Source organism: Kineothrix sp. MSJ-39 (assembly GCF_018917935.1).
Classification (GTDB): domain Bacteria; phylum Bacillota; class Clostridia; order Lachnospirales; family Lachnospiraceae; genus CAG-194.
In genome coordinates, this window is the sequence record NZ_JAHLPN010000026.1 from 1 (window position 1) to 14,002 (window position 14,002).

The 14,002-nt window shown below is 42.5% G+C and carries 11 protein-coding genes; 3 read left to right on the forward strand and 8 right to left on the reverse strand.

Annotation, left to right across the window (positions count from 1 at the left end; genetic code table 11):
* Positions 1 to 306 precede the first annotated feature (306 nt).
* From KQI22_RS12740 to KQI22_RS12765, 6 genes are all read right to left on the reverse strand, one after another.
* A complete protein-coding gene (locus KQI22_RS12740; protein ID WP_253293639.1) occupies positions 307 to 1,689 on the reverse strand; it encodes an MATE family efflux transporter in 1,383 nt (460 codons plus the stop codon).
* A 12-nt stretch (positions 1,690 to 1,701) separates the two neighbouring features.
* Positions 1,702 to 2,085 carry a winged helix-turn-helix transcriptional regulator gene (locus KQI22_RS12745; protein WP_216552947.1) on the reverse strand — a complete coding sequence of 128 codons (384 nt, stop codon included), beginning with the start codon at positions 2,083 to 2,085 and terminating at the stop codon, positions 1,702 to 1,704.
* A 92-nt stretch (positions 2,086 to 2,177) separates the two neighbouring features.
* Positions 2,178 to 2,573, reverse strand: coding sequence for a pyridoxamine 5'-phosphate oxidase family protein (locus tag KQI22_RS12750; RefSeq protein ID WP_216552949.1), 396 nt, complete (start codon positions 2,571 to 2,573; stop codon positions 2,178 to 2,180).
* Between the two features lie 82 nt (positions 2,574 to 2,655).
* A complete protein-coding gene (locus tag KQI22_RS12755; protein ID WP_216552951.1) occupies positions 2,656 to 3,435 on the reverse strand; it encodes a sulfite exporter TauE/SafE family protein in 780 nt (259 codons plus the stop codon).
* Positions 3,436 to 3,456: 21 nt separating this feature from the next.
* Positions 3,457 to 5,334, reverse strand: a complete 1,878-nt coding sequence (locus KQI22_RS12760) for a hypothetical protein (protein WP_216552953.1) — start codon at positions 5,332 to 5,334, stop codon at positions 3,457 to 3,459.
* Positions 5,324 to 7,393, reverse strand: a complete 2,070-nt coding sequence (locus tag KQI22_RS12765; RefSeq protein ID WP_216552956.1) for an efflux RND transporter permease subunit — start codon at positions 7,391 to 7,393, stop codon at positions 5,324 to 5,326. The genes KQI22_RS12760 and KQI22_RS12765 overlap by 11 nt, the downstream gene beginning before the upstream one ends.
* 172 nt (positions 7,394 to 7,565) lie before the next feature.
* Between KQI22_RS12765 and KQI22_RS12770 the strand changes: the two genes are divergently transcribed.
* Together KQI22_RS12770 and KQI22_RS12775 are read left to right on the forward strand one after the other, a co-directional pair.
* Positions 7,566 to 8,138 carry a TetR/AcrR family transcriptional regulator gene (locus tag KQI22_RS12770; protein ID WP_216552958.1) on the forward strand — a complete coding sequence of 191 codons (573 nt, stop codon included), beginning with the start codon at positions 7,566 to 7,568 and terminating at the stop codon, positions 8,136 to 8,138.
* A gap of 75 nt (positions 8,139 to 8,213) precedes the next feature.
* Positions 8,214 to 9,353 carry a GGDEF domain-containing protein gene (locus KQI22_RS12775; protein ID WP_216552960.1) on the forward strand — a complete coding sequence of 380 codons (1,140 nt, stop codon included), beginning with the start codon at positions 8,214 to 8,216 and terminating at the stop codon, positions 9,351 to 9,353.
* Positions 9,354 to 9,362: 9 nt separating this feature from the next.
* On the opposite strand, the gene KQI22_RS12780 is transcribed toward KQI22_RS12775, so the two are convergent.
* Together KQI22_RS12780 and KQI22_RS12785 are read right to left on the reverse strand one after the other, a co-directional pair.
* A complete protein-coding gene (locus KQI22_RS12780) occupies positions 9,363 to 10,304 on the reverse strand; it encodes a glycosyl hydrolase (protein WP_216552963.1) in 942 nt (313 codons plus the stop codon).
* The gene (locus KQI22_RS12785; RefSeq protein WP_253293640.1) at positions 10,288 to 10,905 is read right to left on the reverse strand and encodes a YigZ family protein; all 618 of its coding nucleotides are present in this window, start codon (positions 10,903 to 10,905) and stop codon (positions 10,288 to 10,290) included. Before KQI22_RS12785 ends, KQI22_RS12780 begins: the two co-directional genes overlap by 17 nt.
* Before the next feature lie 356 nt (positions 10,906 to 11,261).
* Here KQI22_RS12785 and KQI22_RS12790 point away from each other — a divergent pair, with 356 nt between their 5' ends.
* Positions 11,262 to 13,946, forward strand: coding sequence for a transglycosylase domain-containing protein (locus KQI22_RS12790; RefSeq protein WP_216552967.1), 2,685 nt, complete (start codon positions 11,262 to 11,264; stop codon positions 13,944 to 13,946).
* Positions 13,947 to 14,002 lie beyond the last annotated feature (56 nt).

A 14,002-nucleotide genomic window follows, 5' to 3' on the forward strand; every position in this document is an offset into this window, starting at 1 on the left:
CGCATAGTATAATTACTATTGGTATTGTTATTTAGTAGCATAATTAATTATACCAAAAAATCGCTCAGACCTCACGGTCCGGGCGATTTTTCTGTCAGGGGAGTTTTTTTACAGCCCCTTTTTCATACCTTTGTACAGTTTTTACTCATGGAGCGTGATCATCACTTCATCCAACTCACAAAATTTCTGTGACTTCTTTACCGCATATTACCATAATTGCAAATTTGAAGGGCTGCTCCATTCTCCATGACCGAAAAGCCATGCTTCACATAAAAAGGTACATTATTTTTATCTTCAGGCATTCCTTCATTTCAATTTACGATAATAAAAATAAAACATGGGTGCTGTAGTACACACTGCAATGGTATCCGCAACCGGTTCAGCCAGATATACTCCCATTACTGCATCGGGCATAAAATGCGGCAAAATAAAAATCAGCGGTATCAGTAGGATAATTTTACGCCAGACAGTCAGGAAAATTGCTTTTGATGCCTGATCCAATGCCACAAAGCTATACTGACATGCAACTTGTATTCCATAGAGGAAAAGCATTGCCAGATACACTCGCATACTTTTATCCGTATAAGTGATCAAAGCAGCATCACTGGTAAAAACGGAAGCAACGGCGCCCGGACAAGTCATACATATAAGCCAACTGAGAAAGGAGCCACTCACACAACATATAAGCAGTATTCGAAATGTTTTCTTTACCCTGGAAATATTTCCCGCTCCCAGATTATAACTTAACAATGGCTGTGCTCCCTGCACCAGCCCCGGCAAAAGCAGCATGACGAATTGCATAACACTATTCAGTATACTCATAGATGCTACAGCCATATCGCCTCCATACTTTTGCAAGGATGTATTAAAGCTGATTGCTACCATATTTTCTGTCAGCTGCATCAATGCCGGTGAAGTACCAAGCAAAATACAAGACCGGATCAGCGGTCCATCAAACCGAATGTTTCTAAAACGTAAATGTAATGTACTTTCGCTCGTTATCAGATAATGGATCACAAAACCTGCTGATATCCCCTGCGAAATAACCGTTGCCAGCGCAGCCCCCTTTACCCCCATACCAATTCCATTCATAAATACTGCATCAAGGATAATATTGGTTACAGCTCCCACAGCTACATTACACATGCTGACCAGTGTTTTTCCCTGTGCAGTTATAAAAGCATTCAATCCCAATGTCAGCTGCGTAAACAAAGTGCCAAGGCAATATATATTCATATAATCAGTTGCATAAGTAATCGTATCATTGCTCGCACCGAATAACAATAAAATTGATTTTCCAAAACCCAACATAATTCCTGTCAGTGTCACAGATAATACAATCAGCAGCCATGTACAGCTTCCCATCACTTTTTCTGCCTGCTCATCATCACCTTTTCCCATAAAAATAGATGCTTTCGGTGCACCGCCCATACTTACAAGAGCCGCAAAAGCTGAAATGGCTAAAATCACAGGTGCTGTTACACCAACACCCGCCAGCGCCTGTTTCCCAACTCCCGGAATGTGTCCGATAAACATCTTATCTACTAAATTGTACAATATATTAATAAGCTGTGCAGCTACAGCCGGAATTGCGAGCCCGAAAAAAGCACCTGATACCGGCATATCAGCCAACAGATCATTCTCATTTTTCATCTTTCCGGTAAATTTTTCTTCCGTATCCGTAAGCATAATCTGTTTTTCCTATCTATGATGATCACATTTCTGACACTGCATCATTTCTTTTTCAACATCTTCTTTATAGAAAATACCTGACCACTGGCAGATATTCTGCAGAATAGGCACAACTGACTTTCCTTTTTGTGTCAGCGTATACTCTACTCTTGGCGGAATTTCATCATAGGATCTTCTGTCAACAATTCCATCTTCAATCAGATCCTTCAATGTTGCAGCCAGTACAGCATCCGTAATATTGCACATTTCTCTGCGCAGTTCACTGTATCGCAGTTTTTCATTGGCGGACAGCACACATATAATACGGGATTTCCATTTGCCGCCAAATATTGTCAGTCCATATTCAAGAGGACAGCGTATATCTTCATCTAGTTTTTTCTTATATCTCGCCATATAAAATCGCCTTCAAACTATTATTTTGTTTCATTATAGCTTGAAGGCAATCAGTTTTAAAGTTACTATGAAATTTATTAGTCGGTCTTTGGCTAAATTTCTTTCTTATTATCAGCACCAGGTGTTGTCACAATTACTTTGGAAGGTGTAATGATAAGTGCTCCCTTTGCGGTTGCTGCGCCATGGAACATCTTCTCTACCATAGCCTTAAATGTATCTACAACCGTTCCTTCCGTTACATATTCAGCAGTTCCTTTCACCTGATATCCTTCAAGGTTCTGCGCATCATATACGGAAATCGCAATTTTACCACCATTTGCTTTGATATTATTTAATGTTGTCTCAAGAAAAACATCTCCTACAACAAGTTTTCCCTCCTCGGTAACATCTTTGAAAGCAACCGGCACCACATTTGGTTCTCCATTTGCACAGGTTGCCAGATCCCACATGCCGTTCTTTAATAATTTGATAACTGATTCGTTTAACATTGTATATACCTCCTGTTTCCATAAGTTACTTGGTATGTTCATGTTAACAAATCGACTCCCGGCTTAGAAGATATTATCAAATTTATAAGTTGCTAATAAGTTTGATAGCAAGTGTAACCACTCCCAGTGTAAGTAATACGCATCCAACAATACGATTCAGTTTCTTTATTTCACACTTATTTGCAAATTTTGCCGATACAAGTGCTCCCAGAAGACATGCTGCTATGGTACAGATCATAGGAAGCGGATATATTTTTGCCCCTATCATGATATGACTTACACTTCCCGTTAATGCGACAAGTGACATGATCATGGTACTTGTCCCAACGGCGATTTTCAGATTATACCCCAATACGATTGTGAATACCATAAGCATGAGCACTCCGCCGCCGCTTCCCGTAAATCCGCAGACCCATCCTATTACAGCGCCAAATATCATCGCTTTTCTGGTTTTATTATCTATCTTACGGTTTGCAGCCGCATCCATTCCGCCTGTCACCGGCTTACACAGGAATTTTACACCCAATAAAATTGTGGTCGCCATGGATAAATAACCAAGTCCGTCAGGATTGCTCTGACTAAAAAGATATCCGCAATAACTTCCGATGATCGTACCGATAAATGCCGTGACAGTTACATATATGCCACGCTTCAGATCAATATTTTTATTCTTATAATATGTGTATGCAGACAATAAGCTTGCCAGCACATCCGATGCCAACGCCACATTTACAGCATCATAGCTTTGCCAGCCGCAAAGACTGACAAGCATTGGCGTGATAATGACCGCTGCGGATAATCCCGCTAATCCTGTTACAATTCCTGCTCCCAAACCGGCTAATATGTATATGATGTACAACATATACCGTCACCTCTTTTTCTGTCATTTTGTAAATAACGCTTTTAATCTGTCCCCAAATCCCTGTTTTTCCTCCGGTTCCGCTACTTTCTCCGTCTCAGCTTTCTCTATCCCCTTTGTAGATATTACAAACTGCACGGAAGTAATATTTTCATTTTTTCCGTCGGTAAATGAAACAGCCTCATAGTCATCTCCCGAAAAACTTCCGATCATCTCATCTATTGTATCCTGTATCTGCGTTGGCATATCACTGATACCGTCTGAAAACTGCTTCATGCCGTCCGAAAGATCTAATGTGCCATCTTTTATTTTTTCAGTTCCGTTCAAATAGGATGCAAGACCATTATGGAAGGTTCCGTAATTTGCCGAAAGCATACCAACTCCTGCAGTATAGGATGACAACCCATTATGAAACTCCCCATATTGTGATGCCAGTGATTCCAAACCTTTTTGCAGTGTATTCATTTGTCCTGCTATATCTGTTCCCGATACCTCCGAAAGAGAATCTGCGATGCCTTTCAGATTGGATGATATAGAACTGATCCCATTTACCACAGACTGTTCATTCTCACTGCTAAGTGTTGTCTGGATTGCTTCAAACACAGGCTTTACATTCTGATAAGCACCTTTGATCGTCAGAAGCTGCTGATAGGAAGCCATCAGCTTCTGATACGCTGCACTTGCATCGGTATTCTCCTGTACGCATCCCTGTAATGCCCCCAGTTCTTCTTCCGTCAGTGTACCGGTTTCTGTCTGTATCAGCTGATCCAACGCAGTAAATGCCTTTGTATAATTGGTTTCCAGTGTGACAAGACCGGACTGCATATTATCAAGTGCAACAGCAAGTTCTGAAAGTCCGTCGGGCAATTTCGAAAGTTTTGACATGCCGCTGAAATCGGCATTTTTGAGCTGTTCACTTATCTTATCCAAAGCACCTTTTATCTGGGACGATGCATCTATTATCGTTGCTGCATTGCCACTGAGCTCATTCAGACCGCTCTGTATCCGGGATGAGCCACTCAGCAGATCTTCATTTCCGTCACACAGTTTTCCCATGCCATCAGATAAGCCCTTCGTTCCGTCATTCAGCTTATCCACCGCATCGGTAAGCTCAGATACCTGTCCGGTAAAATCATCCGTATTGAACTGATCCATATCGATATCCATACTATATGGCACAGCAGCAATGGAAAAACCCGACATTATAAAATCACTCACATCCGCCTTTATGACAAACGACGCATCACTGCCGGGCAATGCTGTAAACGAAAGCTGTCTGCCTGCACCTGCATCAGCGACCGTTGCCCCATCCGCAACAATATTTTTAGTTTTTTCACTATCCAGTGTCAATGAAACCTGCATCAGATAATGGTCGTAAAAGCTTTCATCCGCTTTATCGTTTTTTGTGGATTGAAACCTGATCTCAAGCTTTCCCGTTTTTCCGGCAAGTTCATCGGCTGTAACAGATTTGCCGTCCATCCTATAGCTTATGGCAAATTTCCACGGAAGCTCCACATTTTTTATTTGTCCCTGATAATAAAACTCTCCATCTTCTGCCTGAAAATCAACACTGTCGTCTTTCTTTGTCAGACTGCCAAGTGTTGTCAGATTTTTTATGCTGTCATATTTTCCGTAATCGACAATCTTTCCCGCATTTCCCACACTGAAATGATTGACTACATACGCATCGGATGCTGTACCATCTGCTGCAAGACTGGCATATACATTTTCATTCTTTGTATAGGAAGCAATACCTGTCTCCGTTGCTTCCTCTTTTTTTGTATTCTCCTGTGCGATCTGTCCGATCTCATTATTCTGGCTTTCTGCATATACGGAAAATGAAGTGGATAACAGCATACTTCCTACCAGAACCGCAGATAAGGCAATTTTTTTATTTTTCATTCTTAGCCAGCTCCTTTCCATGTTTTCTCTTTCCAAATAAATATGTATGTGGAATGATCCGGTCCGCAAGTATTAAAAATACCGGTAACAGCAGCATTACCATGCATATAGCAAGTATTGCCCCACGACCTATCAATCCGCCAAGTACCTTTACTACAGTATTGGAAGAAGACCAGTTAAGACAAAAGCCCGACAAACACAGAGTCGCTGCCGATATCAAAAGAGAACCGAATACATCTCCGAGCGTTTTTCTGACCGCTGTTTTTTTATCCATATCCATGCGGTTCCGGTTGTAGGTATTCGTCAGAAGTATCGCATAATCTATCGTCGCGCCCATCTGAACCGTACTGACTATCAGATAGCCCAGATAGCTTAATTTGTCTCCCATAAAATACGGAATGCACATATTAAGCCATATAGAGCACTCTATCGTCAGTATCAGTAAAAACGGCGTGAACCAGTTCTTTGTCATGATAAGAAGTACCAGATAAATACATATCACGGTGATCAATGTCACGACCTTATTATCCTGCTGCGAAAACTCCTTTATATCATACATATTTGCACTTTGTCCGCACAGATAATATGCATCGGGATAATATTGCTGTGCTGTATTTTTAATATCTTCAACCATGGTAAAACTGTCTTTTCCTTCATATGCGCAATCTGCCGAAATAATAATCCGTGCGTAATTATCCGAATAGAACTGATCAACTACCGATTTATCAAGATACACCTCGGGTATTTTATTGCTGACCATCGTAGCATACGAAGTGACCGCAGTAACATGATCTATGTTTTTCAATTCTTCACATAATAAAGTTTCTTTATTGCTCTCACCCTTGGGGACCATAAGTACGGAGCTGTTTGCCGTACCGAATTCCTGTTCAATATCCCAAGCTTCACTTCCTTCTTCCGTCTTTTCACTTGAGCCGTAAAAATACTGATTGTGAGTCTGTGCCAAAAATGCCGGTATCATTATGACAAACAGAAGGATCGTTACCGGTATTCGGATTTTTTCAATGCCTTTTCCTATGTTTCTGAAATCCGGTATAAACGGTCTGTGCTTTGTCTTTTCTATCAGCTTGTTTCCCTGAAGCAGCAATGCAGGGAAGAATACCATAACACATAAAAAGCTGATCAGGATTCCCTTCACCAGACTGATTCCCATATCTGCACCGATTCTGAACTGCATAAACAGAAGTGCCACAAATCCGAACAATGTTGTCAGCATACTCGCACCTATCGAATTGATGGATGACGTTATGGCAAATTTCATTGCATCTGCCGGCTTCAAACCTTTTCGTTTATAATCCGAAAAACTGTGAGATAAGAACACTGCATAATCAAGTGATACTGCAATTTGCAGGACAGGCGCTGCTGCCAGTGTTACAAAGGAAATCTCTCCCATAAAAATATTGGTTCCGAGACTGATCAGGACCGGCGTACCAATATTCAGCAGATAGAAAAACGGTTCTATCCAGCTCTCCGTTACTAAAATAAGTATCAGTATTGTTACCGGCAATATCAATATGATCGCCTTCATTGCCTCACTTACCGCAAGTTCCTGCGATATAGCCTGATCTGCTGCAGAGCCGGATACTTTGCAGTTATTTCCTACAGCCTTTTTTATCGAAGCGATCGCGGCTCTTTCCCTGCCATCTTCTACGGATACCATATACAAAGCATTTCCGTCTTTATAATATGTTTCGACTGTGTCTGTATCCTGAATCTCTATCGGAATGTCAAGATCTATCGTATCATCCAGCCATAAAACCTCTTTTACATAATCAGCCGCTTCTATCTTCTCCTTATCCTCCAAAGCTTCTGCCAGACTGACGTCTTCTATCATGACATTCAGATTGGGAAGCGGCTGGTCAAATTCTTCCTGCATGACCTTTAATGCCTGCGTAGAATTCGCCTTATACGGAAGATAATCCATCATATTATAATTAACCGGTGTACATAAGAATAAAACAACACCCACTGCTGAAGCTGCCACAAATAATATGATGATCATTTTTTTGTATCTGTTTATAAAATCAGACAACCATGCCATAACATATCTCCTTTCAATTTTATTCACTTGTATTTTAATGAACATATGTTGACTTTTGTTCATCTGTATATTATATTGAGCATATGGATCCATGACAATATCCAACTTATTGACACTTTGTACGATATTGAACACTTTCATATGATTTTGTTTATGAATTGGAGATAACGCTATGAGAAATGAAACACATATCGATAGAAGAAGCAGATATTCCATACAGGTCATTCGTCAGGCACTGTTTGAACTGCTTGAAACAAAAGCACTGGATGAAATAACGGTTGTTGATATATGTGCAAAAGCAGATGTAAACCGTGGTACTTTCTATAAGTACTACAGGGATGTTCCTGATCTGTATGACAAGACAGAGGACTCTCTGGTAGAAGAAATCTATGCTTTAATCAAAAAAACGGACAGTAATGATTTTCAGGATCATTTCTTTTTCCGGGAAATATTACATATCCTGGCAAATAATAAAGAATTCACATATATAGCACAAAACAAAGCTTTTTCAGAACGTCTGGCGCAAAAGCTGCTGGCTTTTTTTATTCCTTATCTGAAACAGATGCTGCACGTAAAATGTCCCCATGCCAGTGAGCAGGACTCGGATTTACTGCTTGAATATGTGCTGGGCGGCTGTATCCGTGTCGTCTCCTACTGGTTAAAAGGCGGAATGCAGATTTCTATCGATGAAATAAATAATAAATTATCAGCCATGATCACATACTCTTTTTCCATGTATGAATAAAAAAATCTCCCATTTTATTGATTATCCGGTTTAAAAAGACTAAAATGGATAAATAACAGATGGGGGAACAGAACAATGGATTACAGAATGCTTATCACTTATATTATCGTTGATATTTTCTGTCTTATTATTGTCGGAATCATAAAGCAGAATATTACAACAGACTCTGGCAGCGAGCTTGAGGTTAAAATGCTGCGCAGATCGCTGTGGAGCTATATTGTATTTATGATAGCAGGTCTGACAGGTCTTATTATGGAAAATACAGATCTTTTCTATTCCAAGGCACTTGATTATGCAGCCAACATCATTTCTCTCACATGTCTTGACTTTTCATCCTTCTACTGGTTTGTCTATGTCCAGTTATGTGTGAATAAGGAATTTATGCGGAAAAAAATAAGGATACTAACCTATATCCCCATACTCATTGTTTTCATTCTGTGTGTATCTTCCCCTTTTACCGGATGGGCTTTTTACATCAACAATGAAAATGAATATATGCGTGGACCGATGTTTCTGTTTGTATCGGTGATCCCACTGCTCTATGACGTAGCATCAACAATTACCGCTTACTACAGAGGTTTTCATGAAAAACGCTCTATAAAAAGACAGCGTTATCTTAACTATGGATCCTTTATCTATTTCCCGCTTATCGCTTCCATACTACAGATATGGCTTTCCGGAATGCCCATACTGGCACCGGCGATAGCAGCTGCCTATTACATTGTTTTTACTTCCGGTCAAAAGGATATGATCTACAATGATTCTCTTACCGGATTATACAACAGACGCCGTGCCCTGATGTATCTGGAAGAAAAGCTGCCTGAAACTTCACCTGACAATCCTTTCACGGCATTTATGATCGATGGGAATAAATTTAAGATGATCAATGATACATACGGTCATATCGAAGGAGATTCCGCTATTGTCTGCATTGGACAGGCAGTAGAACAGGTTGCTTATACGAACAGATTTTTCTGTGCACGCTATGGTGGGGATGAATTTCTTATGCTGAAAGCAGGAGAATGTCAGTCTGACAGAGAAACTATCGGTAAAGAAATAAATGAACGTTTAAAACAGATATGCGATGAACAGGGAAAAGCATATACGCTTTCCGTGTCCGTCGGCTTTTATACCTCTGTTGACAGCAGAGAAACATCTGATACCATGATCAAGATGGCAGATAAAAAACTGTATGAGGCAAAATCCATGCGCTGATAAGAGGCTCTATCTCGTCCTCTTGATGCTGTAATCACTGGCATACATCTCTTTCAGTTTTTCTACTGTATTGTAAACACCGTCCATACTAAATTCTTTTGACCATGTCATATAATATGCCCACGGTGTATGGCTCTGCTCCAGCTTTTTGACATCTGGATTGTATCCCACCTCTGTCAGGGCTGCCACTTTGTTTTTCGATGTATTGGCGATCAGCTCTTCATACTGCTTCTGATAATCTGTCGCTTCATATTCCGGCAGATAAATATCCCACGATACCACATCTACATAAGCATCGCCCGGATACCCTTCCTTTGTCGGGCAGCTCCAAACCCAGAGCAGGTTATCAAGGTGCTTCTGGTTTACATAATAATCAAACATCAGCTTGTAAAGTTCTGCTGCTACTTTACCGCCTTTTCTGCCCCACCAGAACCAGGTACCTTCCACCTCATGGAACGGACGCCACAGCACAGGGATATTTTCCTGCTGAAAACGGGCAAGCTGCCCTGCGATCACATCCAGATCCTGGTAGAACGCTTCACGCTCTTTTGTGCCTTCCACAAGTACCTGCTCCGGATCAAACTCCGTATGTTCACTGTAAAAGCTCTTATCTCTTCCACCAATCGGTGAAAACCAGTGAAAACAGATAGAAACAATACCGTCTGTCTCCTTTGCCCATTTTATGGCAGTATCCATGGTGCCCTGATTTTCCTTTACCTCTGTCAGGCACGCATCCGAGGCATCCGCATAGTTGATGTTTGGAGAATACCCTAAAAGTTCAAATCCCTGCAGCTTCGGATAAGCTCCCGTCTTTTCATGGATATAGGCGATCTCCTCCATCGGATTTGTCTGCGTATGCTGTCCGGTTATAATCTTTTTGCCGGCTGTTTCATATAAATATGCCAATAATTCTTTTGCCTCTTTTGTTGCATTTTCATTCACAGGTTTCATTTCTCAGTTCTCCTTTTGTAATTTCCGTTTTTCCGTTTGTTTTTTCTGTCATCATTTTGATCGCTGCATCCTCTTCTCCCGCCGGTACCAGCACATGGAACAACACTTTCGCCCCATACTCCGTATCCGCCGTGCGAAAGCCAGCTTGGGAAAGCAGATACTGGATCTTCCCGACATCCGTGTATTCCGCTGTCAGCAGAAGTTCCTGCATCAGGAGCTGCTGCCTGATCTCAGCATGTAAAAGTGCTTCCGAAACAGCCCCCTGATAGGCGCGTACCAGTCCGCCCGTTCCCAGTAAAACACCGCCGAAATACCTTGTCACAACAGCCGCCACATTATGTACATCCTGCCCGGTCAGCACGGAAAGCATCGGTCTGCCCGCTGTCCCGCTCGGCTCGCCGTCGTCGGAGGAATGCATGATCTCGTTGTTTTCCCCGATCACATACGCACTGCAGTTATGCCTTGCATCCCAGTATTTCTTCTTGCAGGCAGCTATAAACTGCTCTGCTTCTTCCTGCGACTGTACCGGACATAATGTCGCAATGAATCTTGATTTTTTTTCTGTAATCTCGCCCTGCGCCTGCTGCAGTATGATCTTCATATACGGATCTTGCTCCTTTATTTGTCTGATATTTATGCTATATATAACATGACTTTTAAAAGATGTCATGCGGATTGTTCCGTGCTTCGCACTCCCACAATCCTCCCCAACATTCGCATATCGTGAAGCATACGCTCCACTTTTATGCTCATATTTGGGGCGGGTCAATAAGTCATAAAACCACTCCTGTGCAAGCACGTCGTGATTTTTGACTTTTGACCCTGACATTATACATAGGATACCACAGATTCCGTATAAAAGTGTACCATTTTGTGAACAATCCTATATATGGAAGATTTTCCTTTCTTTTAACGGCTGTTTTTGGTATAATCAGTGGGAATAAGGAGGCTTTATTCATGAATTATGGTAAAAAAAGCATCCGCAAAAAACAGCGGCAGCTTAATTCTAAATCAACGAAATTCAGCAAAATGTTCTTACTGGCATTTTTGAAAGCACTGCTCATCTGTATGCTCAGTGTGTGCATTATCGGTGTCTGTCTCGGTATCGGTATGTTTAAGGGCATTCTGGCATCCGCTCCAGACATTTCCAGTCTGGATGTCACCCCGAGCGGCTATGCGACGGTTGTTTACGATAACAGCGGCAAGCAGATTGCAAAGCTTGTCGGTACCAACTCAAACCGAAGCTACGTCAAGATGGATCAGATTCCGGAAAATATGGCAAATGCTTTCGTTGCAGTCGAAGATGCACGTTTCTACCAGCATAACGGTATTGATATCAAGGGTATTATCAGAGCCGGTGTGACTGCGATCAAGACAAGGCATCTCGGACAGGGTGCCAGCACGATCACCCAGCAGCTTCTGAAAAATAATGTCTTTGAAGGCTGGGTAACGGAAAATTCCGATCTTGTCCGTATCAAGCGTAAGATTCAGGAACAGTATCTGGCACTGGAACTGGAAAAGAGAATGAACAAGAAGGACATTCTTGAGCTTTATATGAACTCCATTAACTTAGGGCAGAATACACTTGGTGTACAGGCAGCTTCCATGCGCTACTTTAATAAGCCGGTATCCGAGCTGAACCTGTCCGAATGCGCGGTCATCGCCGGTATCACGCAGAACCCTTCCAAGTACAATCCGATCACACATCCGGATTATAATGCGGAAAGACGTACAAAGGTTCTTAATGATATGCTCGATCAGGGGCTTATCGATCAGAGTGAATACGATGAAGCCATGGCAGATGATGTCTACTCCCGCATCAAGCAGGTAAATGAAACAACAGAAAGTGATTCGATCAACTCCTACTTTGTAGATGCCCTGATCGATCAGGTTACTTCCGTTCTGATGGAAGAAAAGGGCTATAATGAGACGCAGGCGTACAACCTGGTCTACTCCGGCGGTCTGCAGATCCAGACCACACAGGATCCTTCCATCCAGAAGATCTGTGATGAGATCTATAATAATGAAGAAAACTATCCTGAAAATACAAAATGGCTGCTCGACTATCAGCTGACTGTCCTGACGGCAGGCGGTGAATACGTCAACTATTCAACGGAAATGTTCAAGCAGTATTTCAAGAACCAACGTTCTTCCTATAATCTGCTGTATTCTTCTCAGGATGCTGCTTATACGGATATTGCTGAATACCAGCAGAGCGTTTTAAGCCCCGGTGATGAGGTCTATTCCGAAAATGTATCTCTGACACCGCAGCCACAGGTTTCCATCACCGTAGAGGATCAGTCCACAGGCTATATCGTGGCTATAGTCGGCGGACGTGGTACAAAATCAGCCAGCCGTACTTTGAACAGAGCAACGGATACGACCAGACAGCCCGGATCTACCTTTAAGATCCTGTCTACTTATGCACCTGCTCTTGACAGCGCCGGTATGACACTTGCCACGGTCCAGAACGATGCACCTTATACTTACGCAAACGGAAGACCTGTCAGCAACTGGTACTCCAGCGGTTATAAAGGAATCTGTACACTTCGCTACGGTATTGAGCAGTCTCTGAATATCGTCGCAGTAAAAACACTGACACAGATCACACCACAGCTTGGCTTTGATTATCTGCAGAACTTCGGCTTTACTACCCTTGTGGAACGTCGTGAGGTCGAAACAAGCAGCGGTACACAGATCTTCTCCGATATCACGCAGTCTCTTGCACTGGGCGGTATCACAGACGGTGTTACCAATCTGGAACTGAATGCGGGTTATGCAACGGTTGCCAATAACGGTACTTATATCAAACCGACTTTATTTACAAAGATCCTGGATCACGACGGTAATGTTATGGTAGACAACACAACACCGGAATCTCATCAGGTTATTAAGGAAACCACTGCTTTCCTTCTGACAGATGCCATGGTCGATGTTGTCACAAAAGGTACCGGTGGTTCTGTCAACTTCGGTGGTGATGTCGCGATCGCCGGTAAAACCGGTACCACTTCCGATTATAAGGATGTCTGGTTTGCAGGCTATTCTCCATACTATACCGCTACAACCTGGACAGGCTATGACAATAACGTATCCATGGAAACAAGCGCAGAAAAGAACTTATCCAAAACCATGTGGAAGGCTGTTATGTCACGGATCCATGAAGGACTACCTGCTGCTTCCTTTACAAAACCAAGCGGTATCGTGACGGCAACAGTCTGCTCCAAGTCAGGTAAACTGCCGATCGCAGGCGTATGTGACGCTTACTTAAATACCGAATACTTTGCAGAAGGCACTGTACCGACCGAAACATGTGATGTCCACTTCTCCGGAATGGTATGTGCAGCAACCGGTCTTGCCGCTACAACAACCTGTCCTTATCAGGTACCGGGTGTCATTGAGATCGCACCGTCCGATGACGGTTCACCGGGAGCGACAAAATATTGTCCGCATACACCGGAATATTTCACAAACCCTGACAATGCTGCTTCTATTCAGGCAGCGCAGCAGGCAATTGCACAGCAGCAGGCTGCAGCAGTTCAGGCAGCGCAGCAACAGGCTGCACAGCAGGCACAACAGCAGATCGATGCACAGGCGGATGCAGAAGAAGCCGGCGGCGGCGAAGCACCTGAGGATGATGAATAGAAACAAAAAGAAAACCATGGACTAAAAATTTCAGTCCATGGTTTTTTGTTATGGGT

Coding starts and splice junctions, on each gene's coding strand:
- KQI22_RS12740 (WP_253293639.1), bottom strand. CDS start 1,689: ATGCTTACGGATACGGAAGAAAAATTTACCGGAAAGATGAAAAATGAG.
- KQI22_RS12745 (WP_216552947.1), bottom strand. CDS start 2,085: ATGGCGAGATATAAGAAAAAACTAGATGAAGATATACGCTGTCCTCTT.
- KQI22_RS12750 (WP_216552949.1), bottom strand. CDS start 2,573: ATGTTAAACGAATCAGTTATCAAATTATTAAAGAACGGCATGTGGGAT.
- KQI22_RS12755 (WP_216552951.1), bottom strand. CDS start 3,435: ATGTTGTACATCATATACATATTAGCCGGTTTGGGAGCAGGAATTGTA.
- KQI22_RS12760 (WP_216552953.1), bottom strand. CDS start 5,334: ATGAAAAATAAAAAAATTGCCTTATCTGCGGTTCTGGTAGGAAGTATG.
- KQI22_RS12765 (WP_216552956.1), bottom strand. CDS start 7,393: ATGGCATGGTTGTCTGATTTTATAAACAGATACAAAAAAATGATCATC.
- KQI22_RS12770 (WP_216552958.1), top strand. CDS start 7,566: ATGAGAAATGAAACACATATCGATAGAAGAAGCAGATATTCCATACAG.
- KQI22_RS12775 (WP_216552960.1), top strand. CDS start 8,214: ATGGATTACAGAATGCTTATCACTTATATTATCGTTGATATTTTCTGT.
- KQI22_RS12780 (WP_216552963.1), bottom strand. CDS start 10,304: ATGAAACCTGTGAATGAAAATGCAACAAAAGAGGCAAAAGAATTATTG.
- KQI22_RS12785 (WP_253293640.1), bottom strand. CDS start 10,905: ATGAAGATCATACTGCAGCAGGCGCAGGGCGAGATTACAGAAAAAAAA.
- KQI22_RS12790 (WP_216552967.1), top strand. CDS start 11,262: ATGAATTATGGTAAAAAAAGCATCCGCAAAAAACAGCGGCAGCTTAAT.